Genomic DNA, 26,737 nt, shown 5'->3' with positions numbered 1-26,737 from the left:
AAATATTTAAGAAAGCGTAATGCCAAAAAATTAGGTGTGCCACCGTTTGTGATTTTTCAAGATCCTTCCTTGGAAGATATGGCCCTAAAATACCCAATTACTTTAGAAGAATTAGGCAATGTGCATGGTGTAGGGGATGGAAAGGCCAAGAAATATGGAAAGGATTTCATTGCGCTCATTGCCGAATATGTTGAGGAAAATGATATCATTAGACCCGACGATTTGGTGGTTAAAAGCACGGGAATGAACTCCGCTTTAAAGCTTTATATCATTCAAAACATTGATCGGAAATTGCCTTTAGATGATATTGCATCCGCTAAGGGGATGAATATGAAAGATTTTATAAAGGAATTAGAGGCGATTGTCTATTCAGGAACCAAATTGAATATTAATTACTGGATCGATGATATTTTAGATGAAGAGCAGCAAGAAGAAATCCATGATTATTTTATGTACTCAAAAACTGATAAAATCGATGTCGCGATAGATGTCTTTGATGGCGATTATGATGATGAAGAATTACGATTATACCGTATTAAATTTATTAGTGACGTAGCGAATTAAGTGATCAGTCTTCAGTTGGCATTCTTCAGTTGGCATTCTTCAGTTGGCAGACTTCAGTTGGCAGTTTGCAGTCATAAGATCTACTTGCTTAGACTGTCGTTACCATAAGGTGTTATAAATATTTAATACACAGAGATGCGCGGAGATTACACTGAGGTACGCAGAGCTTTTTGATTATTGTTTAGTTGCAACTAATCCCTAATCCATCATTCTTAATGCCTTTTTCCTTTGCGTCATTATACTCTAGAACTCTGCTGACACAGATTTCACGGATTTACACGGATTACTTGGTGTTATTACACAGAGATGCGCGGAGATTACACTGAGGTACGCAGATATTTTTGATTATTGTGGAGCGGCAACTAATCCCAAATCCTTCATTCCTAATACCTTTTCCTTTGCGACTTAGCGGCTCTGCGAGAATTATACTCTAGAACTCTGATGACACAGATTTCACGGATTTACACGGATTGCTAAATGTTATTACACAGAGATGCGCGGAGATTACACTGAGGTACGCAGATATTTTTGATTTTTGTGGAGCTGCAACTAATCCCTAATCCCTCACTCCTAATACCATTTCCTTTGCGTCTTAGCGGCTCTGCGAGAATTATACTCTAGAACTCTGATGACACAGATTTCACGGATTTACACGAATTACTTGGTTTTATTACACAGAGATGCGCGGAGATTACACTGAGGTACGCAGAGATTTTTGATTTTTGTGGAGCTGCAACTAATCCCTAATCCCTCATTCTTAATACCTTTTTCCTTTGCGTCTTAGCGGCTCTGCGAGAACTATACTCTAGCGCGCTCTTGACACGGATTTACACGGAATGCTGAGTGTTATTACACAGAGGTTCGCAGAGATTACACGGAGATACACGGAGATACACGGAGATACACGGAGAATTTTGATTGTTTTGAAGCTGCAACTAATCCCTCATCCCTAATACCTAACACCTTTTTCTTAGCGGCTCTGCGTGCTATTTAATCCTCTTTTAGATTTTCAATTTCCTCTGTCAAGGTTTCATCAGCCAATTCCTCATCTGCCAATTCCTCATCAAAATTGCCCTCGATTATGGAAAAATGTACATGGTTCTTTTTAGCAATCACTTCGATGCTTTCAATGGCTGTTCTTGAAATTTTTGAAATATCTTGATGATCGATTTCGAAATCAATTCTGGTGATATTTCGATTGGGGATATTTGAGGATTCAGACTCTAGTTCCATGGAGTCCGAACTAAGCTCCAATTTAAAGTCGCCACCATTTACAATTAATTTTGCCCCTTGGAAGGTTTTTACTTTAAAAGTGCCGATGATAATCGTTTTGAAATAATGATAGCCTGCCAATTCACTTAAGCCGGCATAAAGGACATTCGTTTCTGAGAGGGCAAAAGGAGCACCATCCACATCATTAATAATTGCTTCTGTAAAAGCATCGTTATTTGGTTTGTCGGCACTCTTGCTTTCGCTAAAAGCAGACTTTAACTTTGTGATAAAAGACTTCATGTATTTAATTTTTGTAAAACTAAACTTATAAAATAGAAATTCCAAAAACTAAAAAATCCAAAGCATAGGTAGAATATGGAATCCTGAAATTGTACAGGGATTGCTTTGTGAAACTTATTGGTACCAAGTTTAGTTAATACTATTTTCTTTAGTGCATAGGTTTAGCTTCTAATAATTTTTGACACGAATTTCACGAATTTTCACAAACTTTATGGTACACTAAAAATGAATACTCAAATTTTTCAATATAAATTTCACGAATGTATCAGACTTTTAAACCTCAAACCTTCTCCCTCAAAGCTTCTCCCTCACACCTCAAACCTCATTCCTAATCGGCAATTAATTATATTTGTATAAAACACCGTCATATCATGATTTTTATAGAAAACGAAGGCAATACCAATCCGAAACTTAACTTGGCTTTGGAGGAATATGCATTGCGGAATTTTAGTGCCGAAAATGATTATTTACTGTTCTACATTAATGAGCCGTCCATCATTATAGGTCGGAATCAAAATACTTTAGAGGAGATCAACCATAACTATGTTGAAGATCACAACATACATATTGTAAGACGCGTGACTGGCGGGGGAGCGGTATATCATGATTTTGGTAATCTTAATTTTAGTTTCATAACCAATCATGATGTGAAGAGTTTGAGTAATTTCAAGAAATTCACGGCTCCTGTCATAAAGGTTTTGAACAATTCGGGTCTTGATGCCGAGTTGAAAGGTAGAAACGATATTGAGGTTAATGACAGGAAGATTTCGGGCACTGCACAGTTTTCAACGGGCAAGCGGATGGTGAGCCACGGCACCTTGCTATTCAATACCGATTTGGGTGAAGTCGTCAATGCGCTCAACGTAAAAATGAGTAAGATTCAATCGAAAGGCCATAAATCCGTACGCAGTCGAGTGGCGAATATCTCTGAGTTTTTAAAGTCGCCTATGGATATTCAGGAATTCCGACAATTATTGCTGGAAGGACTTTATGAGGAAAGCGAACCTTTTGAAAGCTACCATCTCACACCTGAAGAATGGAAGGCAGTCCACCAATTAAAAGAGGAGAAATATGACACTTGGGACTGGAACTATGGCCGTTCGCCAAAATTCAATGTTCAACGTAACAAACGTTTTCCGATTGGGGAAATCGATCTTCGGATTTTTGTTGAAAAAGGACATATCAAGGATTTTAAAATCTTTGGCGATTTCTTCGGAAAGGAGCCGGTGGAACAACTCGAACAGCTTTTAATCGGAGTGCGGTATGAGTTGGAAGATATTGCTGAAATATTACAAGATGTTGATATCAAGGAATACTTTGGAGACCTTCCGAAAGCTGATTTTATCGAATTAATTTATGGGGAGGACTTGTGATGAGTCTTCAGTCGGTAGTCTTCAGTTGGCAGTGTTCAGTCTTCAGTCTTCACTCTCAGTTTTTAACTTATTAATAAACTGATGGTCAGGGTATCTTATGGGAATAATAAATAATAAGAATATAAAATAGAAATTCGAATAAATCACATGAAAAAAGGCCGTAATATAAATTACGGCCTTCTTTTATGTTTTAATGTCGTGATTATTCCACGATAAACTGACCTTTCATTAAGGCATAATGGCCTGGGAAAGTACACATGAATGTGTAAGTTCCTGGCTCAGTTGGAGCGTCAAATTCAATAGTGTCAGATTGGCCACCACCAATCATTTTAGTATGAGCAATGATTTTATTGGCCATATCAGCAGGGATATAGTCGTTATCTTTAGCCATTGCGGCAGCATTACCAATTGTAGCTACATCAGCATCTTTGGCAAGCAAGGCCCAGTTGTGGCCCATTACTGCTTTATCCATTTTACCGACATGTTTCAAGGTAAGTTTTACTTTTTCACCCGCTTTTACGCGAATTTCAGTTTTGTTGAATTTCATTTGATCATTACCCTCGATGACAATAACGTCCTCTTTGGTGTCAGTTGATGCTGCAGGGAATGCTGGTCTCTCAACTTTTGTTTCAGTTTTTTGATCTTTTTTGTTGTCGCCACAGCTAAATGCAAGAGCAACTAAGAATACGAATACAATTTTTTTCATCTTAAAATTAATTTAGATTGATTTTAAACTAATTACAAATTTAAGGGCTATTTGTAGAACAGCAAAATCATTCGTCTGATTTTTTTTACAGATTTTTACCAAATAGTTACAATACTCACACCTTATTCCTCACACCTAAACCCTAATTTGTGAATCATTTTTCGCAATCAATTTGTATCTTTGTAGCTTCAAATAAAAACAAGAAACAATGCAAGACGGTTTATATGCAAAATTCATCACTAATAAAGGTGATGTTTTGGTTAATTTAGAATACAAAAGAACACCGGGAACGGTTGGTAATTTTGTTGCTTTGGCAGAAGGGAATTTAGAGAACTCTTCAAAACCACAAGGCACACCTTATTATGATGGTTTAAAATTTCACCGTGTGATTCCTGATTTCATGATTCAAGGTGGTTGTCCACAAGGCACGGGTACTGGTGATCCAGGTTATAAATTTGACGACGAGTTCCATCAGGATCTACGTCATGATACGCCAGGCATTTTGTCAATGGCCAATTCAGGACCAGGATCAAACGGCAGTCAATTTTTTATTACCCATATCGCGACGCCTTGGCTAGATGACAAACACACTGTTTTTGGTAACGTTGTGGAAGGTCAGGATGTGGTTGATGCTATTGTTCAAGGCGATTTAATCGAAAAGATTGAGATTGTTAGACAAGGAGCAGAAGCTGAAGACTTCAATGCGGTAGAGGCTTTCAGAATTTTTGAGGGTTCAAGAGAAAAACGGATTGCTGCAGAACGCCAAGCAAAAGAAGCAGAACTTGATCAATTGGCAGCAGGATTTGAGCAAACGGAAAGTGGTTTGCGATACAAAATCATTCATAAAGGAGACGGGAAAGCAGCGGTTAAAGGTAAGACCGTTTCTGTACATTATAAAGGTCAGTTGGCCGATGGGACTGTTTTTGACTCCTCATACAAACGTAAAGATCCGTTAGAGTTTCAAGTGGGTGTAGGTCAGGTCATCTCTGGATGGGATGAAGGCATTTGCTTATTAAACGTAGGTGATAAGGCACGTTTGGTTATCCCGAGTGATTTAGGCTATGGTGCACAAGGTGCCGGTGGCGTGATTCCTCCAAATGCCATCTTGGTGTTTGATGTGGAATTGATGGATGTGAAGTAAGCAGAGAACCAATCCCGATGAAATCGGGATTGCGTGAATCGCTTATGCAGAGCCTGTCGAAGCATCTCAGAGAACCAATCCCGATGAAATCGGGATTGCATGAATCGCTTATGCTGAGCTTGTCGAAGCATTTTGATAAGCTTGAAGCACGAAGCACGAAGCTTGAAGTTAGAAGTAAAAAAAAAAGCAATCTTCCAATGCTGTTTTGGATGGGTTGCTTTTTTTTGTTATGTGTTTATCTCACTTTTGATTTATTCAGAATACACGTGTATGTGATGAGGTTTTAGAGCAATTTGATGAGCTTGAAGCTTGAAGCTTGAAGCTTGAAGCTTGAAGCACGAAGCACGGAGCACGGAGCACGAAGCTTGAAGTTAGAAGTAAAAAAAAGCAATCTTCCAATGCTATTTGGGATGGGTTGCTTTTTTTTTGTTATGAGTTTTTCTCACTTTTGATTTATTCAGAATACACCTGTACGTGATGCGGTTTTAGAGCAATTTGATGAGCTTGAAGCTTGAAGCACGAAGCACGAAGCACGGAGCACGGAGCACGAAGTTAGAAGTAAAAAAATGCAACCTTCCAATGCTATTTTGGATGGGTTGCTTTTTTTTGGAAAGCATCGTTCCCAATTCTCGATTTAATCCGAATACACCTGGCCACGATGAGGCTTTAAAGCGTCCCGTAAAGATTTCATCTCATCTTCAGAGACCACTAAGAAAGCAATCGCATGAAATTCATTTAGGGCTTCAAAACCAGTGATGGGATCTTTGTGATTTTTTGCATCCATATATTCTTTTAAATGAATGGCGTGATGTTCTGCTGTTTTTATGCCGTCGGGACCTTTAAAATCCCATATCAGTTTTAGTTTACGCATGGTTAACGGAAATTCCTTTTTCTACAAAGTTCTTGTAATCTTTCATGTAAAGCAACGACTGTTTCTTAAATGTTTTTGGCATTAACCAAAGCATGAGATGCATCTTGAAGTTCAAAGGCATAAACTCATTGATACTGATCCATCTGGTAAAGTTTTCAGGAGTTGCTTCAAAATAATTCTCTTGAAGGTTGCTCATTCCTTCTGTTGAATAAGTGACATGAACTTCGTTCGGTAAGTTTTTATAAGTAATGGTTTCAATAAGAGGAATCTGGCTTTTTCCAATTTTGAACTTCATTTTCATTTTTGAACCGAAGGCTCTTGGCGTTCCGGATATATGTTCAACGCTAATCAATCCACGTTGCCAATGTTTCAAGTTTTCTGTGGCGTCGAACTTTTCAATGCACGTCTCTAGAGGTGCTTTAATCAGTATGTCAAGAGTATATTTCATAGAATAAATAAACTAGTAGGAAATATTTTAAATAAAGATACACGGTTTTCACAATGTAGAGCCGTCTCATAGTTCAACAGATAAAAAATACTGTTGAGAGGTTGTTGGCAAGGATGATGAGGATTTTATGAGGCAAAAGACCAAGGTTTAAATATCCTGAGTCCTAATTATTTTCCATGGATTCATATACTAAACACAGATGTGCTTCGTTTGAAAAAAAGCATCTTGTTTAATGCACTAATTATATTATTTTTGCAACCATGTCAATTTATTTTTAACAAAAAGAGAAGCGGTTCTTTTAAACATATTGGGCACGCCTCATCTTACAATGAAAATATCAAATAGCATAATGAAATTAAAAGTCAGTTTATTACTGCTTTGGCTAACCACCTTTGCAAATGCACAAATATCTTCTAAAGAAGTTTTGTTAAGCATTGATGACGAACCAATCAAAGCCGAAGAATTTATCAGGATTTACAATAAAAATTTAGACTTGGTAAAAGATGAAAGTCAGAAAGATGTTGATGGGTATCTGAAGTTGTTCGTCAACTATCAATTAAAAATAAAAGAAGCCCGTCGCATGGGGTTGGATAAGGATGCTAAATATATCAGGGAATTTTCATCTTATAAAAATCAGTTGGTTAAAAACTTTCTGTCCGATTCAAAAGTGACTGAAGCCTTAATGAAGGAAGCTTATGACAGAATGGGCTATGACATCAAAGCCTCGCATATTTTAATCCGTTTGGACGAAAACGAAACCGATACCTTGAAAGTGTATCAGGAATTGATGAAATTGCGAGATCGCGTGATTAAGGAAGGTTTTGAGCCTGTAAAGAATGATGTACATGATGGCCTGACTATTTTTGCTGAAGATTTAGGTTATTTCTCTGCTTTTAAAATGGTTTATGAATTTGAAAATGCAGCTTACAACACGCCAGTGGGCGATATTTCCAAACCTTTTAGAACTCGTTTTGGTTACCATATCGTAAATGTGGAAGATAAACGTGCTTCACAAGGCGAGGTTACTGTTGCGCACATCATGATAACATCCAGTGAAAACGATAGTATTCCAGATCCTGAGAAACGCATTAATGAAATTTATAAAAGGATTAAACAAGGTGAGAATTTTGAGTCCTTGGCCAAACAATTTTCTGACGATCAAAGTTCTGCCAGTAATGGTGGAAAATTGGCTCCTTTCACAAGTGGACAATTAAGTGCTCCTGAGTTTGAAAAAGCGGCTTTTGGGTTGAATGCCGTTGGAGACTATTCCAAACCATTTAAAACCAATTATGGGTGGCACATTGTAAAGCTTTTGGATAAAACAGAGCCGCTTCCCTATGATGATGTTAAGTTTGACATCGAAAATAAAATTCAGCGGGATTCGCGTTCGAGTTTAATCAATACCTCATTGGCAAATGACTTAAGAGCGAAATATCAAATCGTCGTCAATCCTAATGCGAAGGGGTATTTTGAGTCTATTTTAAATGCTAACTTTTTCAATCGCGCATGGGTGTTGCCTAAAAACTTCACAAAAGATCAAATCTTATTGACCATTAAAAAGGACACGATAAAATATAATGATTTTGGACAACGTTTACTGAGTATTCAAAACGTGTATGTCGGTCAGAAAATGCCTTTTAAAACAGTCATTGAAAAGGAATATAAAAACTTCGAAGAAGCTGCTATTTTAAAATATCATGAAGATAATTTGGAGTTTGAAAATGTGGATTATGCTCAAATATTAGGAGAGTATAGAGATGGTCTATTGTTGTTTGACCTCATGGAAAAAGAAGTTTGGAATGCGGCCGCATCAGATAGTATCGGGCTGCAGAAATATTACAGGGCACATAAAGACGACTATTATTGGGATGATCGTGTAGATGTCGATATGGCAACTTCGGCTAAGGATGCTGATATTAAGGCTGTTGCTAGGCTTTGGAGAAGAGGAAAAACATCTGAAGAAATCAGCAAAGAACTCAATACCGATAAGGAGCAAAAAGTTATGTTTACCAAAGGAATTAAACCTTCAAACGATCCAAGTTTCCCTAGTGAAGGGTTGGTTAGAACAGGACTTTCAAAAACATACCATTACAATGATGCTTATCATATTGTAAAGGTCAATGCCTTGTTGCCGAAAACAAATAAGACCTTTGATGAGGCAAAAGGTAAAATTATCAGTGATTATCAAAACACTTTAGAAGCCGATTGGTTGAAAACTCTCCATGAGCGCTATGAAGTTAAGGTAAATGCTGATGTGTTACAAAAAGTAAAATCTCAAATTGAAGAACAAAACAAAGTTGATTAAAAAAGCGGTTTATATTCTCGTCGGATGTTGTTTTCTGATCTCTTGTGATTTTTTCAAGCGAACTGATGATCGCATACCTATTGCCCGAGTTGGAGAATCTTATCTTTATATGGACGATGTTAAAGATTTGGTAGCAGAAGGAACTTCTGTAGAAGACAGTACACTTTTAGTCAATGGTTTTATAACCCGATGGGCCACGCAGCTGTTGTTGGTGGACGGCGCAAAAAGAAACCTGCCCGAGAACATCCAAAATGATTTCAATAAACTGATCAATCAATATCGCAATGATTTGTTTACGAAAGCCTATGTGGAAGCCTTGGTAAAAAGGAATATTGATACCGCAATTTCTTTATCTGAAGCAAAAAATGTTTATGAGAGCAATAAGGAATCCTTTAAGCTTAATGAGGAATTGATTAAGCTGAGATATCTTAATGTTGCTCAAAATGCATTGAATAGGGATGATGTTGAAAAACGTTTCAAAAGATTTGACAAAAAAGATAAAAGATTTCTCGATTCCATAGCCGTTCAGTTCAAATCCTATTCCTTAAACGATTCTCTTTGGGTCAGGGCCTCTCAGGTCGTAGAGAAGATTCCGGTGTTGAATGCCGATAACAAAAAAGAACTGTTAAAAAAATCTAATTTTATACAACTCAAAGATTCATTAGGCCTATATTTGATCCAAATTAATGAGGTCCTGCAACATAATGATTATGCACCGTTGGAATATGTAAGACCTACGGTCAATCAAATCGTAATCAATCGAAGAAAATTAGAACTCATCAAGCAATTTGAAAAAGATATCACAAGAGATGCCATCAAAAACAATCAATTTGAAATTTACAACTAACCTTAAGCTTGCCTTAACCTTTGTTGTCCTATTATCCTATACGTTTACTTCTGCTCAAGAAATTATTGACGATGCCGTTGTGAAAAAGCAAGTCATAAAGGACACGTCTACTCACAAACGCGTTAAAATAGACGGAGTCGTTGCCGTTGTTGGCGATTATATTGTTTTGGATTCGGATCTCGACAAACAATTTGCTCAGTTGGAAGCCTCTGGTGTTTCTAAGTCAGATATGCCAACCCGTTGCCAATTGTTTGGGAAATTATTGGAAGATAAATTGTATGCCCATCATGCCGTACAAGATAGTATTGTGGTCAATGATTTGGAAATCCGCTCTCAAGTAGAGCAACAATTCAATTATATTTTGGAGCAAATGGATGGCAGCTTGCCGAGAATGCTTAAGTTTTATAACAAAGATTCCGAACAAAGTTTACGTGATGAGATGTTTGCAATTAACAAGGATCAGCAACTTGCAGGTAAAATGAAAGAGAAAATCGTTAAAGATATTGAGGTCACTCCTGAAGAAGTGAGACAGTATTTTAATGATATTCCTAAAGACGAACGTCCATTTTTTGGTACGGAGTTAAAGGTGGCGCAAATTGTTGTGATTCCTAAAATTTCTGATGTTGAAAAACAGAAAGTAATCGATAGACTAAAAGAGTTTAAGGCTGATATTCAGGAACGTGGAGCAAGTTTTACTTCAAAAGTAGTTTTATATACCGATGATGTTTTGTCTCGTAAAACAGGAGGATTATATACCTTAAATAGAAAGCGTCCACAAATGGTAAAGGAATTTAATGATGTGGCTTTCTCTTTGCAGGAAGGTGAGATATCTGATCCTTTCGAAACTGATTTTGGATATCATATTATTTATTTAGAAAAAATAAGAGGTCAAGAGTATGACGTGCGCCATATCTTATTGCGTCCAGAAGTAACTCAGGCAGCCATCAAGGAAGCTAAGGAAAAAATTGATTTGATCCGTAAGCGTATTGTGGAAGGCGAAATTACTTTTAGCCAAGCGGCAAGAGAGTTTAGCGATGAAGATGAAACCAAAAATGACGGCGGACAATTGATCAACCCAAGAACTCAAGATTATAGTTTTGAGTTGACTAAAATGGATCCAGAGCTTTATACGCAAATTCAGAGTTTAAAGGACGATGAGGTCAGTTTAGTGCTTCAAGATGAAGACCGTGTCAATCCAATTAAATTCAAAATTCTTACGGTTACAGGTAGAGTTAATGAACACGAAGCTGATTTTGCCAAAGATTACTTGAAGATTAAAAATTTAACAGAACAGGACGAGCAATTTAAGGCCATTGAAAAATGGGTGAATGAGAAAATCATGGATACTTATATCAATATTAATGGCGAGTACAGAGATTGTGAGTTCAATAGTAATTGGTTAAAAAAGTAATACTATGTCTGACGTTGCTGCCATACAGCAGTTTGTTAAAAAATATAACGCCTTAAGAAGCGAGGTTGCCAAAGTAATTGTAGGTCAGGATGAGGTGGTCAATCAAATCCTGATTTCTATTTTTTCTGGCGGACATGCGCTATTGATTGGCGTTCCGGGATTGGCAAAAACATTAATGGTCAATACCATTGCCCAAGCCTTGGGTCTTGATTTTAAACGCATTCAATTTACGCCAGATTTAATGCCGAGTGATATTCTTGGAAGCGAAATTCTCGACGAAAACAGACATTTTAAGTTTATCAAAGGACCTGTTTTTGCCAATATCATTTTGGCAGATGAGATTAACAGAACGCCTCCAAAAACGCAAGCAGCCTTATTGGAAGCCATGCAGGAACGTTCGGTAACCGTCGCAGGACACAATTACCAATTAAGTTTACCTTATTTTGTTTTGGCCACACAAAACCCGATTGAGCAGGAAGGAACTTATCCTTTACCAGAAGCGCAGTTGGACCGTTTTATGTTTGCCATCACTTTAGAATATCCCTCTTTTGCCGAAGAAGTACAAGTAGTTAAATCAACGACTACCGATCGTGCCACAACGGTCAATCCCTTATTTACAGCTCAAGAAATTACCGATTTCCAAAATTTGATTCGTCGTATCCCAGTAGCCGATAATGTTATTGAATATGCCGTAACCATGGTTGGTAAAACGCGTCCAAAAGAAGCCTCTGCTTCCGCTTTGGTCAAAGAATTTGTCGATTGGGGAGCCGGTCCAAGAGCTTCACAAAACTTGATTTTAGCTGCCAAAACGCATGCGGCCATCAATGGTAAATTTTCTCCAGATATTGAAAATGTACAAGCGGTTGCCAGTGGTATTCTGCGCCATAGAATCATTAAGAACTATAAGGCAGAAGCGGAAGGCGTTACCGACGAACAGATTATTAAAAGTTTGTTTTAGGTTATCTAATGGCTTTTAACTTTCCTTTGATTTAAATCCAACGTTTTCATTTTTAAGAACGCGTTGTAATTCTTTTTTATCACTTCAATTTATTTAAATTTTATTTCGGAGAGGTTCTTTAATTGATTGCGAATTGTCTATTTCCTTAGTTAAAAAAATTGACTTAAGTAAGTTGTGTCTAATTCTTACAATTGCACCTTCAAACCTGCTGTGTTTTTCTTTTGAAAAGCCGATTTTGAGATGTCTCTATCGATATTTCTTATTGGTAAAAGACTTTTCTAGGTTACTTTTCTTGATCAAAATTACCAATTTGTTGTTATGCACTTTAAAATATTACGAATAGTTTAGTTTTACATAGTACAAATGGATATTTGTCAATTTATACGCAGCGGATTCTAGATGCCATTACATATTTTTAAAAGTCTTTGAAATTTTGTAATTTTGCATACCCGAAACTTCGCGGAAATAACTAAATAAACAACAACCTTAAAATATAATCTATGGCATTTGATATTGATATGATTAAGAAAGTTTACGAAACTATGCCTGAACGTGTGGACAAAGCGCGTGCAATAGTTGGTAAACCTTTAACTTTATCTGAAAAGATTTTATACGCTCACCTTTGGGATGGCAATCCAACAACCGCTTTTAGAAGAGGAGAGGACTATGTAGATTTTGCTCCAGACAGGATTGCGTTACAAGATGCTACAGCTCAAATGGCATTGTTGCAGTTTATGCAAGCCGGTAAACCTAAAGTTGCCGTGCCTACTACCGTACATTGTGATCACTTGATCCAAGCAAAACAAGGGGCTGCACCCGATTTATTACGCGCCAACCAAACCAGTAGTGAGGTATTCGATTTTTTAGCGTCAGTATCTAATAAATATGGTATTGGTTTTTGGAAACCAGGTGCTGGTATTATTCACCAAGTGGTTTTAGAAAATTATGCCTTTCCAGGAGGAATGATGATTGGTACGGATTCACATACTGTTAATGCAGGTGGATTAGGGATGGTGGCTATTGGCGTTGGTGGTGCCGATGCTGTTGACGTGATGGCAGGAATGGCTTGGGAGTTGAAGTTTCCTAAGTTGATCGGTGTGAAATTAACTGGAAAATTGAATGGCTGGACGGCTTCAAAAGACGTGATTTTAAAAGTGGCTGGTATCTTAACCGTTAAAGGTGGTACAGGTGCGATTGTTGAATATTTCGGACCTGGTGCAAAAAACCTTTCTTGTACAGGAAAAGGGACCATTTGTAATATGGGTGCTGAAATTGGTGCAACCACATCAACATTTGGTTATGATGATTCAATGGAGCGCTTTTTAAGAGCTACCGATCGTTCGGAAATTGCTGATGAAGCTAATAAAATTCGTGAGTACTTGACAGGTGATGCTGAAGTTTACGAAAATCCTGAGCAGTATTTTGATCAAGTTATTGAAATTGATTTAGATACGTTACGTCCACATTTAAACGGACCGTTTACGCCAGATTTAGCAACGCCAGTTGGACAACTTGGTAAGCTTGCCAGAGAAAATGGTTGGCCAATTAAAGTAGAGTGGGGCTTGATTGGATCTTGTACGAATTCTTCTTATGAAGATTTAACGCGAGCCGCTTCGATTGCGAAACAGGCCGTAGATAAAAATATAAAATCGAAAGCAGACTTCGGTATTAATCCAGGTTCTGAGCAAATTCGATTTACTGCCGAACGTGATGGCGTATTGAAAATTTTCGAAGATTTGAATGCTACCATTTTCACGAACGCCTGTGGACCATGTATTGGACAATGGGACAGAAGTGATATGAAGGGCGATGAGAAAAATACGATTGTACACTCATTTAACCGTAACTTCTCAAAACGTGCCGATGGTAACCCAAATACTCATGCGTTTGTAGGATCGCCAGAAATGGTCGCTGCCATCGCAATTTCAGGACGTTTGGATTTTGATCCGATGACTGATACTTTGATCAACGAAGATGGGGAAGAAGTGAAATTGGAAGCACCACAAGGTCTTGAATTGCCGCCATTAGGTTTTGATGTGATTGATTCAGGCTATGTTGAACCAGTTAAGGACGGAAGTAAGGTTGACGTTTCTGTGAACCCAACTTCTGAGCGCTTACAATTATTAGAACCATTTCAACCGATTGGTAATAAAATCACAGGCGCTAAATTATTAATTAAAGCCTTTGAGAAATGTACGACGGACCATATTTCAATGGCGGGACCATGGTTACGTTACAGAGGACATTTAGATAATATCTCAAACAACATGCTTATTGGAGCAGTAAATGCTTTTGGTAAGAAAACAAACTTTGTTAAAAATCAATTGACAGGAGAGTTTGGTGGTGTTCCTGATGTAGCTCGTGACTACAAGGCAAAAGGTATCTTTTCTATCGTTGTGGGTGACCATAACTATGGTGAAGGATCATCTCGTGAGCACGCTGCAATGGAGCCAAGACATTTAGGTGTTGCCGCAGTAATTGTAAAATCTTTTGCACGTATCCATGAAACAAACCTTAAAAAACAAGGAATGCTTGGATTGACGTTTGCTAATGAAAGCGATTACGACTTAATTCAGGAAGATGATACGATCAATTTCTTGGATTTGGATCAATTTGCACCTGGCAAGCCGCTTCATATTGAGTTTGTACATGCCGATGGAAGCAAAGATGTGATCAAAACGAATCATACTTATAACCAACAACAAATTGACTGGTATAATGAAGGTTCTGCTTTAAACTTGATTAAAAAACAAAACGCGTCCTAAGATTAGAACGTCTATATTTTAATAAAAACTCCTGATATCTATTGGGAGTTTTTTTTTAGTGAGACCCGCAATTCAATCTCCACTATCGGCGGAGTTTGAAATGCGATGGTCGAACTAACCCCGCTTTTTCAGCGGGGTCTTTAATTCAACACCTCGACTTGCCTAGGCTTAGTCCGAGTGTTTTAATTATAAACCTATGAAAATCTCAAAAAGCCAGCGTAATAATATCATTTTTTTGGTGTTTATTTTATTGTTGATCATTCCGCAAACGCGCCAACCTATTCAAGTTTTACTGCAGAAAGGTTTGGCCATGATCAGTCCATCGGTCATTAATGAAGAAAAGCGAATTACTTTAACTGATTATGACTGGCAACTGGTAGATGAAAATGGAAGATCTTACAACTTTAATGAGGCCAAAGGAAAAGTCGTGTTGATTAATTTCTGGGCGACGTGGTGTCCACCTTGTATCGCTGAAATGCCGAGTATGGAAAAACTATATAAGGATTATAAAGACGAGGTCGTTTTCCTTTTTGTCTCCAATGAAAGCCAGGAGGTCATTTCACAGTTTAAACAAAAGAATGACTATGATTTTTTGGTCTATTCTGCAATAACGGCCAATCCAAAACTTTTGGAAGCCTCTTCCATTCCTAGGACTTTCGTTTTAGATAGAAAAGGTCATATCGTGATTGACAAAACAGGTGCCGCCGATTGGAATAGCGATAAAGTAAGGAAACTACTGGATGATTTGCTAAAACTTAAATAGCACTTTAAAAAAGGCCTTGATGAATGCCATGGAAAAGAGCGATTTCATGATGCTTACATCTTCTGAAAAATTGGTTTCTTCATCCAAAAATCGGAACATCGTCCGGATGGAATTTTTGGAATAGAAACTTTCAAAAATCCAAACCCCTTTTTCATTTTCGTCATACAGTACTTTCAGAAAAATCTTATCGTAAAACTTGAATTTCTTTTGAAATAGATCTTCAGACGGACTTTTCCCTGCTTTGATATTGGCAATCAATTTGGACACATTCTTTTCCGTATGTTTAAAGGAATAGCCTGTAGAACCTTTTATCCAACCTGCACCTGTGCCGATTTTCGTCACATTTTTACTGTGGAAATTCCAAAAAGGGAAATCAGTCATCGGAATATTGCCAATTTCAGTTTCCATAATTTTATAATTCTCTATTTTGAGTTGCTTTTTGATATAGTTTTCAATGGCATCGTCATAAACCTTTGTTTCCACTGTAAACGGGGTGAAAAACGTATATTCAATGAGCGCTTTGTTTTCAGAGAACGGCAACACATAAATAAAGCTTGTAGAATTCTTGTATTGAAAACGATAATCCATCATCGTAAAGGAGTCCAGCTGAAAACAAGGCGTTTCAGTTTCAATGGTCCAGCCTTTAAAATGCTGATGGATAAGCGTGTAATGTGACTGCTGCGTATAAAACTCTTTAGGCACTCTGCTGTCGAATATGTGTTTTGCCGTGTAGTTATGATGCGCGCCAATAACTTTCAAACCATCTATTTCGTCAATCGATTGAACAGAATCTAAAATGAATTTGAAATTATCCTTTGAGGAAAGCTGATTTTTTGCCCAAGTATAAAAATCAATCGACCTAATGGTTTTATAAAGGTATGCTTCAAGCGGAAGCTTTAAAGAAACTGCGGGAGATTCAAATTTTGCCGTATGCCAGACCTTTTCTACGATGGCGTCAAATTTCCCGTCGCCTCGTTCCCAAAAACTCCAGGTTTTGTCGTTTTCCGTTTTATCCGACGGATCAATAAGACCTATGGTGTAATCCTTAAAAAAGGGATCTTTTGATAATTCAAGAGCCAACTGTAAACCGGCAAGACCATTTCCAATAATAAGATAATCAAAATGGGTTACATATTGCATAATGACTGTCGACCTAAGCGATTATTTTTTGAAGTATTTAAAAGGAACGACGAGCATGCCAAAGCATTCGCCATCTTCTTTGCCTATATGCTTGTGGTGCATTTTATGGGCACGTCGAACTCCTTTGGCGTACCAATTGTTGGCGTTTCTAAAGATCTTAAAGCGTTGGTGGATAAATATGTCATGAACCGTAAAGTAAGCAATGCCATAGGCTAAAATACCGAGGGCAATGGGAAGGCAATACCAGACATTTTCATAACTCCACAAGTAAAAACAAGTCATGCTTACAATGGCATAAAAGATAAAAAAGGCATCATTGCGTTCAAACCAACTTTTATGGTCTTTATGATGATGGTCGGCGTGCAGTTTCCATAAAAAACCGTGCATCACATATTTGTGAGTGAACCATGCCATAAATTCCATGATGGAAAATATGCCTAAGAAAATAAGTATACCAAGAAAAATTTGCATGTTCAAAATTACAATAAATTGAGTTGATACTTCACGTAGCTTCGTGTTAAAAGTTCTATTTTCTTATAGTTAGGAACTCTTATTCGAGTGGATTTGATGTCTGGGGCAGGCGTATTTTTTAATTTTTTAAGCAGTTGGTAGTAATAGCGATAGGCCATAAAAACACCGAATTTCGCTTCAATTGGCAATTCTTTTATGCCCTTAAGTCCCTGTGCGAAATCATTTTCAATATCATCAATTATGCTTTGTTTAGAGATTTCATCCAATTGGTTTAAATTGGTGTTGGGAAAATAAGTTCGGCTTAAATCCTCGTAATCTGCTTTTAAATCCCTTAAAAAGTTCACTTTTTGAAATGCAGAACCTAAGCTCATGGCACTTTTTTTCAGGCTTTCGTATTTTTCAGAATCCCCTTTAACAAAGACTTTCAGGCACATCAATCCTACAACATCTGCTGATCCATAAATGTACATTTTATAATCCGTTTCCGTCAGATAGTCACTTTTATGCAAATCTAAGCGCATGCTTTTCATAAATGCGTCCACCAGATGCTTGTCAATATTGTATTTATGATAGGTTTCCTGAAATGCGTTCAGAATTGGATTCAAACTTATTTTATCCTGAAGTGCAAATTCCAGATCCGCTTCAAAACGATTGAAAAGTACTTCCTTATCGTAATCGTGAAACGAATCGACGATTTCATCTGCAAACCGAACAAATCCATAGATATTGTAAATATCCTGCCGGATGCTATTGGCCAACATTTTGGTAGCAAGAGAAAATGAAGTGCTGTAAGTGTTGGTTACGGCCTTACTGCATTGATGTGAGACGAGGTCAAATAGCGCTTTCATGAGCTTTAGCAGTATGATGTTTTTTTATAAGTTCTGCAACCAATTTTCCGGATATCAAAGAGGGCGGTACTCCTGGGCCTGGTACTGTCAATTGCCCAGTGAAATACAGGTTATTTACTTTTTTACTCTTTAATTTGGGTCTTAAAAAGGCAGTTTGCATAAGGGTGTTGGCCATTCCATAAGCATTGCCTTTATAAGAGTTATAATCTTCAATAAAATCATTGACACAAAAGGACTCCTTAAATATAATATTATTTTTGACGCTTTGCGAGGTTAAATTCTCAAAACGATCCATGATTTTGTTGAAATATAGGGTTCTTAATGCTTCCGTGTCCTCTAAACCAGGTGCTAAAGGAATTAAGAAAATGCCCGCTTCCTGACCTTCAGGTGCGACACTTTCGTCTGTTAGTGACGGAAAACTCGCGTAGAACAAAGGATTTTCGGGCCATTTAGGAGTGTCATAAATTTCTTTGGCATGCGCTTCAAAATCAACGTCAAAAAATAAAGTATGATGGTTGACGTTTTTTAACTTTTTATCGAATCCTACATAAAATAGGAGTGAAGAGGGTGCGAAAACTTTTTTCTCCCAATACGCTTCAGAGTACTGACGGTCTTTTTTATCCAATAGCGTTTCAGAATGGTGATAATCGCCACCGCTTAATACTATATCAGCAGGATACGTTTTTCCGTTGGCAATGATTCCGTTGGCTTGGCTATCTGTTACGGTGATTTTCTCTACGGAATTTTCAGTTTTGATCTTTACGCCTAAACTCTTAGCGAGTTGTTCCATCGCCAAAATAACTTCATACATGCCTTTTTTTGGATGAAAGGTGCCAATACCAAAATCGGCATAATTCATAAAACTATAAAAGGACGGCGTGTTATCAGGTTTTGCTCCTAGAAATAAAACTGGAAACTCCAAGATTTTGGCGAGACGATCGTTTTTAAATTCCTTGCGGACGTCTTTCTTGATCGTGCTGAAAAATTGGTCGATTTTTTTCATCGTAACCGGCGTCATCAACTCAAAAGGGGAAACTCCTGGCCGATATACAAGATCTTTAATGGCAACCTCATAATTGTGCTGCGCATTGGCGATGAATTTTTTGAGTTTTTGAGAGCTTCCTGGTTCTTCTTTTTCAAAGGTTTCGCAAATTTTCTCCAAAGTATCTTCAATCGTAATATAATCGTCTTTTGCAAAATAGACGCTGTAGGCCGGATTCAGTTTTTCCAATTCATAGTAATCAGACGGCAGTTTCTCAAAGTCAGAGAAAAACCGTTCGAAAACATCGGGCATCCAATACCAAGTTGGTCCGATATCAAAAGTAAAACCGTCTTTTTTAAGCTGTCGTGCCCTCCCGCCGATGGTTTTATTTTTTTCAAAGATGGTCACGTCATGGCCATCTTTTGCAAGATAGCATGCTGCAGATAATGCAGAAAAACCTGATCCGATAATAACAATGCGTAAATTCATTATTTAAATTGTTTAACAAAAATAGGTAAGAGTTAAACAAAAAACAATTTTAAAGCGTTAAATTGTTGCAATTAAACTATCGATTGTTTTAAATGTTTTAATGTTATTTGGAAGTGCATTGATGTCAATGTATTGCGTCATTTGGCCGAGGATCCAGAAGTCGTGATTGTTATCTTTTAAAAGCTGTGACTTAAAATCAACTAGATAATTGGAAAGGTCATCTTTTAAAGGCTTGACGGTAAAGTAGGAAATAAAAGTGACTTTTTCATAATAGGCCAGGACATCGGTTAGACTCTGAATTGGAACACTTGATCCTAGGAAAATTGAACGTAGTCCTTTGGCATTGAGTTCATAGTTAATAAACATGAGTCCAATTTCATGGATTTCATTTTCTGGTAAAAAAAGAACGAAGGCGTTATTGTGGTCTATTTTGTGCTGTGCCTGTACAAGTTCAGTGTGGACCAATATTTTTTGTCGGATAAGCAAGGTAATAAAATGCTCGTGCGCGGGAGTGATCGTATCCGTTTGCCATAACATGCCCACTTCAGAAAGAAATGGTAAAAACACCTCATAGAAAATGTCAGTAAACGATTTGGTTTTAATGAGGCCATTAAAAGTTTCGTAAAAAAGGTCCTGGTTAAAATCCAACATGGCCAATTTAAAGGCGTTGATCGCATGGTTTTTAACGTGGCTACTACTGGCTAGTTCCTTGACCTGCTGTTGAATTTCCTGCTTATTTAATGAAGCGATCTTTGATATTTTAATGCCGTTATTATTCAGGAAGCTAATGTTCAGGAGCTTTTGGAGATGGCTTAAATTGTAAAATCTAATATTGGTACCGGTACGTTCTGGCTCAAGCAGTTCATAGCGTTTTTCCCAAATTCGGATGGTATGTGCTTTTATGCCTGTAAGGTTTTCGAGGTCCTTAATGCTGAAAACGGATTTAATATTGTTCATTGTTTAGCGGAAAATCTAAAACAAAATTACGTTAATTTAGGATAGGTTTAAAAAGGAATATAATTTATAAGTGAAAATTTACAGGAATGGGAGCTAATGAATGAAATACCTCCTTAATAGGTCATTTTAGATGGAAAGTAATTATTCGTTACTAAAACGATAATGGAAATGATTTATCTAAAAAAATGTGCGCACGAGAAGACTCGAACTTCCACGACCTAATGGTCACCAGCCCCTCAAGCTGGCACGTCTACCAATTCCGCCACGTGCGCATTAAATTGTAATTTTTAGATATTAAAAATAAGCACTTGCTTAATTTTTTTGCTTTGGTTGGTATCCAAAACTTAGTCTAAAAAATCTTTTGCGGTGCAAATATAAAAAATCAATTATTTTAATTCGGGTATTTTCGATTTAGTTTTTAAAAGCATCCTGTTTTAATCTTATCTGAAGCAAATAATGGCGCAAAATGTACTTTTTTGCAACACTCTTCTATGCTATAAACTGAAAATTTATGCTGATGAAGGTTTAAGCATTTCCTAATATTTTTTTACGGTTACAAAAAATAGGGTTTGAAGCCAGATTTCCTATGGTATTGTAGTAATTTTTGAAGACGTAAGTTTTTGCGTTAACTACTGCTCCAAATGATGCAAAGAGGCTTCATTGGTCGTACTTTAAAAATATCTTATGAAATCAATTTGGAATGGCACCTTGAGTTTTGGGCTTGTATCGATTCCCATAAAAATGTACTCCGCATCTGAAGATCGAAATTTGGACTTGGATATGCTCGATAAGCATGATCAAGCGCGCATCCGCTATAAACGCGTCAATGAAAACACCGGCGAAGAGGTAGAATGGAAAGACATTGTAAAGGGCTTTAAAAAAGATGAGCGTTATATTATTCTGGAAAAGGAGGATTTTGAAAATGCCAACGTCAAAAAAAGCAAGACGATTGATATCGAGGAATTTGTTGAAGAAACTGAGGTGGCCGATATGCTTTTTAAAAGTCCTTATTATCTCGAGCCACAAAAAGAAGGCGGCAAGGCCTATAATCTATTGCGTGATGCCCTGAAAAAAACGGGTAAGTTAGGTGTGGCTACTTTCGTGATGCGTCAAAAAGAAAACCTTTCGCTTATCGGCGTATATCAAAATGTGATTGTACTGCATGTGATTCGCTTTGCGGAAGAAATCCGTGATGCCAAAGAATTGAAGATTCCCACCATCAAAACTTCAGAAAAGGAAATTGCAATGGCCGAAAATTTAATCGAAAATTACACTGAGAAATTCGATTTTAAAAAATACAAGGACGTTTATAATAAACAGTTATTGGCGATTATAGACTCTAAAGCATCTGGAAAAGAAATTAAGGTTGAAAAAACAAAGAGCGAACCGACCGCGGCCAAAGATTTAATGGCCAAATTAAAAGCAAGCTTAGAGCAACATAAAAAGAAAGCGTCTTAAAATGAGTCTGGAAGAGTACCGCAAAAAACGTAGTTTTAAGGATACGCCCGAACCTAAGGATCGCGTTGATGCTACTGACCAGTTTCGTTTTGTCATCCAAAGGCATCGTGCTAGTCATTTGCATTACGACTTGCGTTTAGAAATGGACGGCGTTCTTAAAAGCTGGGCGATACCAAAAGGGCCGTCCATGAACACTCAGGACAAACGTTTGGCAGTACATACCGAAGACCATCCCGTAGCTTATCTTACTTTTGAAGGCGTAATTCCCAAAGGAAATTATGGTGCAGGAAAAATGACCATTTGGGATAAAGGCTATTATTCTAATTTATACCCACATCAAAACTTAGTGACTGATTATGCCGATGGCAAATTGAAATTGGTTTTTCACGGTGAAAAAATCAAAGGGATCTTTACCTTGGTTCGTTCATCTTCCATGAATAAAAATGACCAATGGCTGTTCATAAAACACGACGATCAGTTTGCGACCCATCTCAATTATGACGCCGAGGATTTTAATCCGGAAGCTTTTTCCGATCACGAGTCTATAAGTGCTGTACAACTTAATTTGAAATCGTTTGTTAAACCCATGCTGGCCTCACCAGGCATAAAGATTTTTAATGATAAGAACTGGATTTATGAATTAAAATACGATGGTTATCGTGCTTTGGCCAATATAGATTCGGGAACGGTGGAGCTTTATTCCAGAAATGGAATTTCACTCAATGAGAAATTCAAGAGTATTCATGATGAACTGACGGAAATAGAACATTCAGCTATTTTAGACGGAGAAATCGTAGTGCTGGACCACAAAGGATTACCTCAATTTAATGCCTTGCAAAACTATAATCCCGACCTAACCAAAGGCGCCTTGATCTATTATATTTTTGATTTGTTGCACCTTAACGGTCATGATATTTTAGAGCTGCCTCTGTTGAGCAGGAAGGAATTACTGAAAGCCTTGATTCCAGACGCACCACATCTTCAGTATTGTGATCATGTAGAAGCCATGGGAATAACCGTGTATGACAAAGCCATTAGCATGGGAATGGAAGGTGTCATCGCTAAAAAAGCCAATTCCAAATATGAAACGAATGTGCGTTCTACCAATTGGTTGAAATTCAAGAAAATTGAAAACACCGAAACGCTTATCTGCGGGTATACGCTTTCCAAAACCAAATCCCGAAAATTCGCTTCCTTAATTTTAGGAATGGTCCAAGACGGCGCTTTGGTGTACGTGGGCACTTGTGGCTCGGGATTTTCAGAACAACAAATTATCGAGCTTTATCACAAGTTTGAAGTTTTGGAAACAGAACATGCTAATTTTGAAATCCGTCAACATCTCAAGGGAAGGGAAGCGGTTTGGCTTCTCCCAAAATTGGTTTGCGAAGTCAAGTTTTCCGAATGGACTGCTGCCAATGTAATGAGACATCCAGTTTTTTTGAGACTGCGAGAGGACAAAAATATGGAGTTTGATGAATCTTCAGAAAAGCAACATCTACCCAAAACTCACAAATCAATAGATTCGGAATTTTCTCTGGAAGTGGATCATATTAAAGTTCAAATCACAAATCCGGATAAAATGTATTGGCCAAATGCCAAATTGACCAAATATGATCTCTTGGATTATTACATAAAAATATCGGACTATATCCTGCCGTATTTAAAAGATCGTCCCGAAAGTTTACACCGCCATCCTAATGGGATTACCGGCGAATCATTTTACCAAAAGGACAATGAAAATCTGCCGGAATGGATGGAGACCGTGGCTATAAAGTCAAAATCGTCCGAAAAGGAAATCAATTATCTGTTATGTCAAAATCAAGCCAGCTTGCTTTATATGAATAATTTAGGATGTATAGAACTGCATCCATGGCATTCCACCATCTATCAATTGGACAACCCAGATTATGGTATTATTGATTTGGATCCTTCGACAGAAAATTCTTTTGAGGAAGTCATCGAAACTGCTCAAACAGTAAAAAAAGTGCTGGATAGGGCAAAAATAAATGGATTTTGTAAAACCTCTGGGGCCTCAGGAATTCATGTTTACATTCCCATGGGCGGTTTGTATGCTTATGAACAAGCAAGGGATTTCACTAAATTATTATGTGTTTATGTGAATGAACAGCTGCCTGATTTAACGACGTTAGAGCGCTCACTCAAAAAAAGAGGTCCAAAAATCTATCTGGATTATTTGCAAAATAGAAAAGGACAGACCATTGTTTCGGCGTATAGTGTAAGACCCGAAAAGCAAGCCACCGTTTCTACACCTTTGGATTGGTCTGAAGTGAATAGAGGTTTGCAAATGTCTAATTTCACTATTAAAACTGTGCCATCCCGCATTTTGGATAGCGGAGATGTTTTTAAGGGAGTTTTTGGAAAAGGTATCGATATTAACAATGCCATTGATCATTTAATGGGTTCATAAAACTTTTCGATATAATTAAATCTATTAATTGATTTTAAAATTTCAGGAATTAAATTCTTCAGGTCAAAATTTTAATTGAATGAGCATAATCTTTGATTATGAGAGTTTTAAATTTATAGAGGTAGTGGATTATTTTACCTTCAATTATAAACTAATTTAATTCTATAGTCATGGCACAGATTAACAATGAAAAGAAAAAACCGAATTGGGCGATGATAGCGCTGATTTTGGTCGTTTTGTTTATAGTCGGTTATATTATTTATGTATACCAAGGAGACAATAAAGACATTAACGATACTAATGAGTTTGCAAATGAAAAGATCATTGAATCTACAAACAGCCAAACGAGTGCCAATGATAGTGGTAATGCACGTGATTCTTTTGGAGGCACCTATAACGCCTTCAAAGCCTTTGATGAATCCATAAGAGATTCCACTAGGATTGCAGTGGATTCCTCATATACGAAAAAAGCATTTTCAAACTTGACGAAATTGGTGGTTAAAAAAGCTGATGAAAGCAGTGTGGCAGATTCAAAGGCTTTAGATGATTTGAGAAACTATTCGGTTCTCATTACGACAATCGCCAAAACATCGAGCAATAAGGAGAACTTCAAAAACTTTAAAACCGCTTGTGACAAGATCGCTTCCGTGTTAGGGGATATTCAAGCTAAAAGTTATCCGTCGTTGGTGCAAGATGTTACGAGTCTTAAGCAAATTGCATCAAAAATCAGTGCGTCCATTCCGATGGACAAACAGCAAGCTTATATTACTGCTTTTTTGAAAAAGAGTAGGGACATCTTAAGATCCATGAATCCATAAAACAAGAAACATTGCGAAAGAGGTTGAACATCACTTAAATAGAGTTTTATAAGTACAAAAAAATGTGTTCTCGAGGGAGAACCCTTATCAGTGTCTTTAATAGTATAGCCTGAGGCGCATCATATTATTAATTTGATTGTCGCTGACGGGACACTCTCAGTAACTAATAATTTAAATGAAAAAATCTCGATTATTTCAAATCCAACTCAAGGCATTCTGAATTTAAGATTTCCCTCTCTTATTGTCGTATTGAAAGTTTAAATGTTCGATGTTTGGGTAAGAACATTAAGTTCTCATATCAGAATAAAACGTTGAACACGGCAAGTTTACCACAAGGAGTTTATATGTTAAAAGTGAAAACTTCTCAAGGCAATCTTACAAAAAAGATTGTGAAGCAGCAACACGGCTCTTTTTATTTTAAACCCATGCAAAGGCACGGGTTTTTTTATTGGACTCAATGCTTTCCGGTTTTGCACCTATATAAATTGCCAAAGGTTTTACGGGATTCTCGATCGCATTAAATATCCGTTTTTTTATTATAGAGGATTTAAGTAAGGGAGATTCTCAGCGTCAAAGTCGTGTTTTAAGCGATTGATTTACCTGAAATTTAAGACGATATAAACGTTGAATAATGATCAGATTCCCAATAAGGCCAGATGACGGATGGAATAAGACTATTGTTGATTGATCAACTTAAAAATACAAATAAGGTATGAAATGAATTGATTTTTTAAATACTGAGTAAAAATCACTTAGTATTTTTATAAAATCCGTATTCTTGTATAGCGAAAGCATTTTGTTGAAGCAGAGGTTGTTGAGGTGTTTTCGGAGGTCTTAATTAATACGTTTTAATTTTGAAAACTCGCCTACTGCTCATAGCAATTGTTTTTTTTACAACCATTGGTTGTAGTAATAAACATGAGCCCTCTTCTCAAAACAATTCTCCTGAACCTATAAAAAACCAAGGAGCTTCTCAAGAATTCCCGATTGACAAACTCTCCGCTGTTGGCACTAAGTATTCTACTGAACAATTAGATAATACCAATGGTCTTTCAAACAGTTCGGTCAATACCATTTTTCAGGATTCTGAAGATTTATTATGGATTGGCACTTGGGACGGCTTAAATAGATACGATGGCAATAATTTCAAGATTTTTAGACCAGAGTTAAATAACGACAATAGCTTAACCAATCAGGTCGTTCTTAAAATTGACGAAGATAGCGCGGGGCAAATATGGGTGTTGACCATGCACGGATTAAATCGGTACGACAAAAAATCAAACACGTTTAAAACCTATTATTTTTCGAGAAAAGATAAACCTCCTTTTTCAGAATCTGAATTTAATATGGCACTTGACGGTTCAAAAAATGTCTTTTGTGCAGTTAAAGACTGGGGCATTGGTTATTTTGATGGTAATGATTTTCAACCCTTGCAAATTAAAAAGCTACCAAGTAATGCCGTCAAAAAGATGGCGTTTATGC

General features: G+C 37.2%; 22 protein-coding genes and 1 tRNA gene. 13 read left to right on the top strand and 10 right to left on the bottom strand.

From position 1 onward, the window contains the following. The coding region (locus ABIQ28_RS01740; RefSeq protein ID WP_348035029.1) for an HRDC domain-containing protein at window positions 1-564 on the top strand (564 nt) is incomplete at its 5' end. A gap of 990 nt (window positions 565-1,554) precedes the next feature. Here ABIQ28_RS01740 and ABIQ28_RS01735 read toward each other — a convergent pair. Then, on the bottom strand, window positions 1,555-2,076 hold the full coding sequence (locus ABIQ28_RS01735) for a hypothetical protein (protein ID WP_348035028.1): 522 nt from the start codon (window positions 2,074-2,076) through the stop codon (window positions 1,555-1,557). A 371-nt stretch (window positions 2,077-2,447) separates the two neighbouring features. Between ABIQ28_RS01735 and ABIQ28_RS01730 the strand changes: the two genes are divergently transcribed. Continuing rightward, window positions 2,448-3,449 carry a lipoate--protein ligase gene (locus ABIQ28_RS01730; RefSeq protein ID WP_348035027.1) on the top strand — a complete coding sequence of 334 codons (1,002 nt, stop codon included), beginning with the start codon at window positions 2,448-2,450 and terminating at the stop codon, window positions 3,447-3,449. A gap of 202 nt (window positions 3,450-3,651) precedes the next feature. Here ABIQ28_RS01730 and azu read toward each other — a convergent pair whose 3' ends face one another. Then, a complete protein-coding gene (gene azu, locus ABIQ28_RS01725) occupies window positions 3,652-4,155 on the bottom strand; it encodes an azurin (RefSeq protein WP_348035026.1) in 504 nt (167 codons plus the stop codon). Between the two features lie 208 nt (window positions 4,156-4,363). Between azu and ABIQ28_RS01720 the strand changes: the two genes are divergently transcribed. Further along, window positions 4,364-5,296, top strand: a complete 933-nt coding sequence (locus tag ABIQ28_RS01720; protein ID WP_348035025.1) for a peptidylprolyl isomerase — start codon at window positions 4,364-4,366, stop codon at window positions 5,294-5,296. 634 nt (window positions 5,297-5,930) lie between these two features. Here ABIQ28_RS01720 and ABIQ28_RS01715 read toward each other — a convergent pair. Both ABIQ28_RS01715 and ABIQ28_RS01710 read right to left on the bottom strand, forming a co-directional pair. Further along, on the bottom strand, window positions 5,931-6,167 hold the full coding sequence (locus tag ABIQ28_RS01715; protein WP_348035024.1) for a hypothetical protein: 237 nt from the start codon (window positions 6,165-6,167) through the stop codon (window positions 5,931-5,933). Then, window positions 6,160-6,615, bottom strand: a complete 456-nt coding sequence (locus tag ABIQ28_RS01710) for an SRPBCC family protein (protein WP_348035023.1) — start codon at window positions 6,613-6,615, stop codon at window positions 6,160-6,162. Before ABIQ28_RS01710 ends, ABIQ28_RS01715 begins: the two co-directional genes overlap by 8 nt. Window positions 6,616-6,964: 349 nt before the next feature. Here ABIQ28_RS01710 and ABIQ28_RS01705 point away from each other — a divergent pair, with 349 nt between their 5' ends. From ABIQ28_RS01705 to ABIQ28_RS01680, 6 genes are all read left to right on the top strand, one after another. Next, the gene (locus ABIQ28_RS01705; protein WP_348035022.1) at window positions 6,965-8,920 is read left to right on the top strand and encodes a peptidylprolyl isomerase; all 1,956 of its coding nucleotides are present in this window, start codon (window positions 6,965-6,967) and stop codon (window positions 8,918-8,920) included. Then, complete coding sequence (locus ABIQ28_RS01700) at window positions 8,895-9,767, top strand: peptidyl-prolyl cis-trans isomerase (protein ID WP_348035021.1); 873 nt, start codon at window positions 8,895-8,897, stop codon at window positions 9,765-9,767. The genes ABIQ28_RS01705 and ABIQ28_RS01700 overlap by 26 nt, the downstream gene beginning before the upstream one ends. After that, entirely contained in the window at window positions 9,751-11,178 is a 1,428-nt protein-coding gene (locus tag ABIQ28_RS01695; protein WP_348035020.1) for a peptidylprolyl isomerase, read from the top strand. Before ABIQ28_RS01700 ends, ABIQ28_RS01695 begins: the two co-directional genes overlap by 17 nt. A gap of 4 nt (window positions 11,179-11,182) precedes the next feature. Next, window positions 11,183-12,136, top strand: a complete 954-nt coding sequence (locus tag ABIQ28_RS01690; protein WP_348035019.1) for a MoxR family ATPase — start codon at window positions 11,183-11,185, stop codon at window positions 12,134-12,136. 500 nt (window positions 12,137-12,636) lie between these two features. Further along, the gene (locus tag ABIQ28_RS01685) at window positions 12,637-14,901 is read left to right on the top strand and encodes an aconitate hydratase (protein WP_348035017.1); all 2,265 of its coding nucleotides are present in this window, start codon (window positions 12,637-12,639) and stop codon (window positions 14,899-14,901) included. 196 nt (window positions 14,902-15,097) lie between these two features. Then, a complete protein-coding gene (locus ABIQ28_RS01680; RefSeq protein WP_348035016.1) occupies window positions 15,098-15,664 on the top strand; it encodes a TlpA disulfide reductase family protein in 567 nt (188 codons plus the stop codon). Here the strand turns inward: ABIQ28_RS01680 and ABIQ28_RS01675 are convergent. From ABIQ28_RS01675 to ABIQ28_RS01650, 6 genes are all read right to left on the bottom strand, one after another. Further along, complete coding sequence (locus tag ABIQ28_RS01675) at window positions 15,650-16,804, bottom strand: lycopene cyclase family protein (RefSeq protein WP_348035015.1); 1,155 nt, start codon at window positions 16,802-16,804, stop codon at window positions 15,650-15,652. The genes ABIQ28_RS01680 and ABIQ28_RS01675 overlap by 15 nt on opposite strands. 21 nt (window positions 16,805-16,825) lie before the next feature. Next, window positions 16,826-17,275, bottom strand: a complete 450-nt coding sequence (locus ABIQ28_RS01670; RefSeq protein WP_348035014.1) for a beta-carotene hydroxylase — start codon at window positions 17,273-17,275, stop codon at window positions 16,826-16,828. 8 nt (window positions 17,276-17,283) lie between these two features. Beyond that, window positions 17,284-18,123, bottom strand: a complete 840-nt coding sequence (locus ABIQ28_RS01665) for a phytoene/squalene synthase family protein (protein ID WP_348035013.1) — start codon at window positions 18,121-18,123, stop codon at window positions 17,284-17,286. Next, window positions 18,107-19,594 carry an oleate hydratase gene (locus ABIQ28_RS01660; protein WP_348035012.1) on the bottom strand — a complete coding sequence of 496 codons (1,488 nt, stop codon included), beginning with the start codon at window positions 19,592-19,594 and terminating at the stop codon, window positions 18,107-18,109. Before ABIQ28_RS01660 ends, ABIQ28_RS01665 begins: the two co-directional genes overlap by 17 nt. A 57-nt stretch (window positions 19,595-19,651) precedes the next feature. Next, window positions 19,652-20,551, bottom strand: a complete 900-nt coding sequence (locus tag ABIQ28_RS01655; protein ID WP_348035011.1) for a MerR family transcriptional regulator — start codon at window positions 20,549-20,551, stop codon at window positions 19,652-19,654. 188 nt (window positions 20,552-20,739) lie between these two features. After that, window positions 20,740-20,823: transfer RNA gene (locus tag ABIQ28_RS01650), tRNA-Leu, on the bottom strand. 412 nt (window positions 20,824-21,235) lie between these two features. On the opposite strand from ABIQ28_RS01650, the gene ABIQ28_RS01645 reads away from it, so the two are divergent. From ABIQ28_RS01645 to ABIQ28_RS01630, 4 genes are all read left to right on the top strand, one after another. Beyond that, complete coding sequence (locus ABIQ28_RS01645) at window positions 21,236-22,009, top strand: Ku protein (protein ID WP_348035010.1); 774 nt, start codon at window positions 21,236-21,238, stop codon at window positions 22,007-22,009. Window position 22,010: 1 nt separating this feature from the next. Next, complete coding sequence (ligD, locus tag ABIQ28_RS01640) at window positions 22,011-24,437, top strand: DNA ligase D (RefSeq protein WP_348035009.1); 2,427 nt, start codon at window positions 22,011-22,013, stop codon at window positions 24,435-24,437. A gap of 170 nt (window positions 24,438-24,607) precedes the next feature. Next, window positions 24,608-25,255, top strand: coding sequence for a hypothetical protein (locus ABIQ28_RS01635; RefSeq protein WP_348035008.1), 648 nt, complete (start codon window positions 24,608-24,610; stop codon window positions 25,253-25,255). A gap of 854 nt (window positions 25,256-26,109) precedes the next feature. Further along, window positions 26,110-26,737, top strand: a 628-nt coding sequence (locus ABIQ28_RS01630) for a two-component regulator propeller domain-containing protein (protein WP_348035007.1), incomplete at its 3' end; no start/stop codon positions are given.

Origin of the sequence: Gelidibacter sp., assembly GCF_039916245.1 — a bacterium.
In the GTDB taxonomy this organism is placed as follows: Bacteria; Bacteroidota; Bacteroidia; order Flavobacteriales; family Flavobacteriaceae; genus Gelidibacter.
The sequence above is the reverse complement of the archived record's forward strand: the minus strand, read 5'-3'. Positions and strand labels throughout refer to the sequence as shown.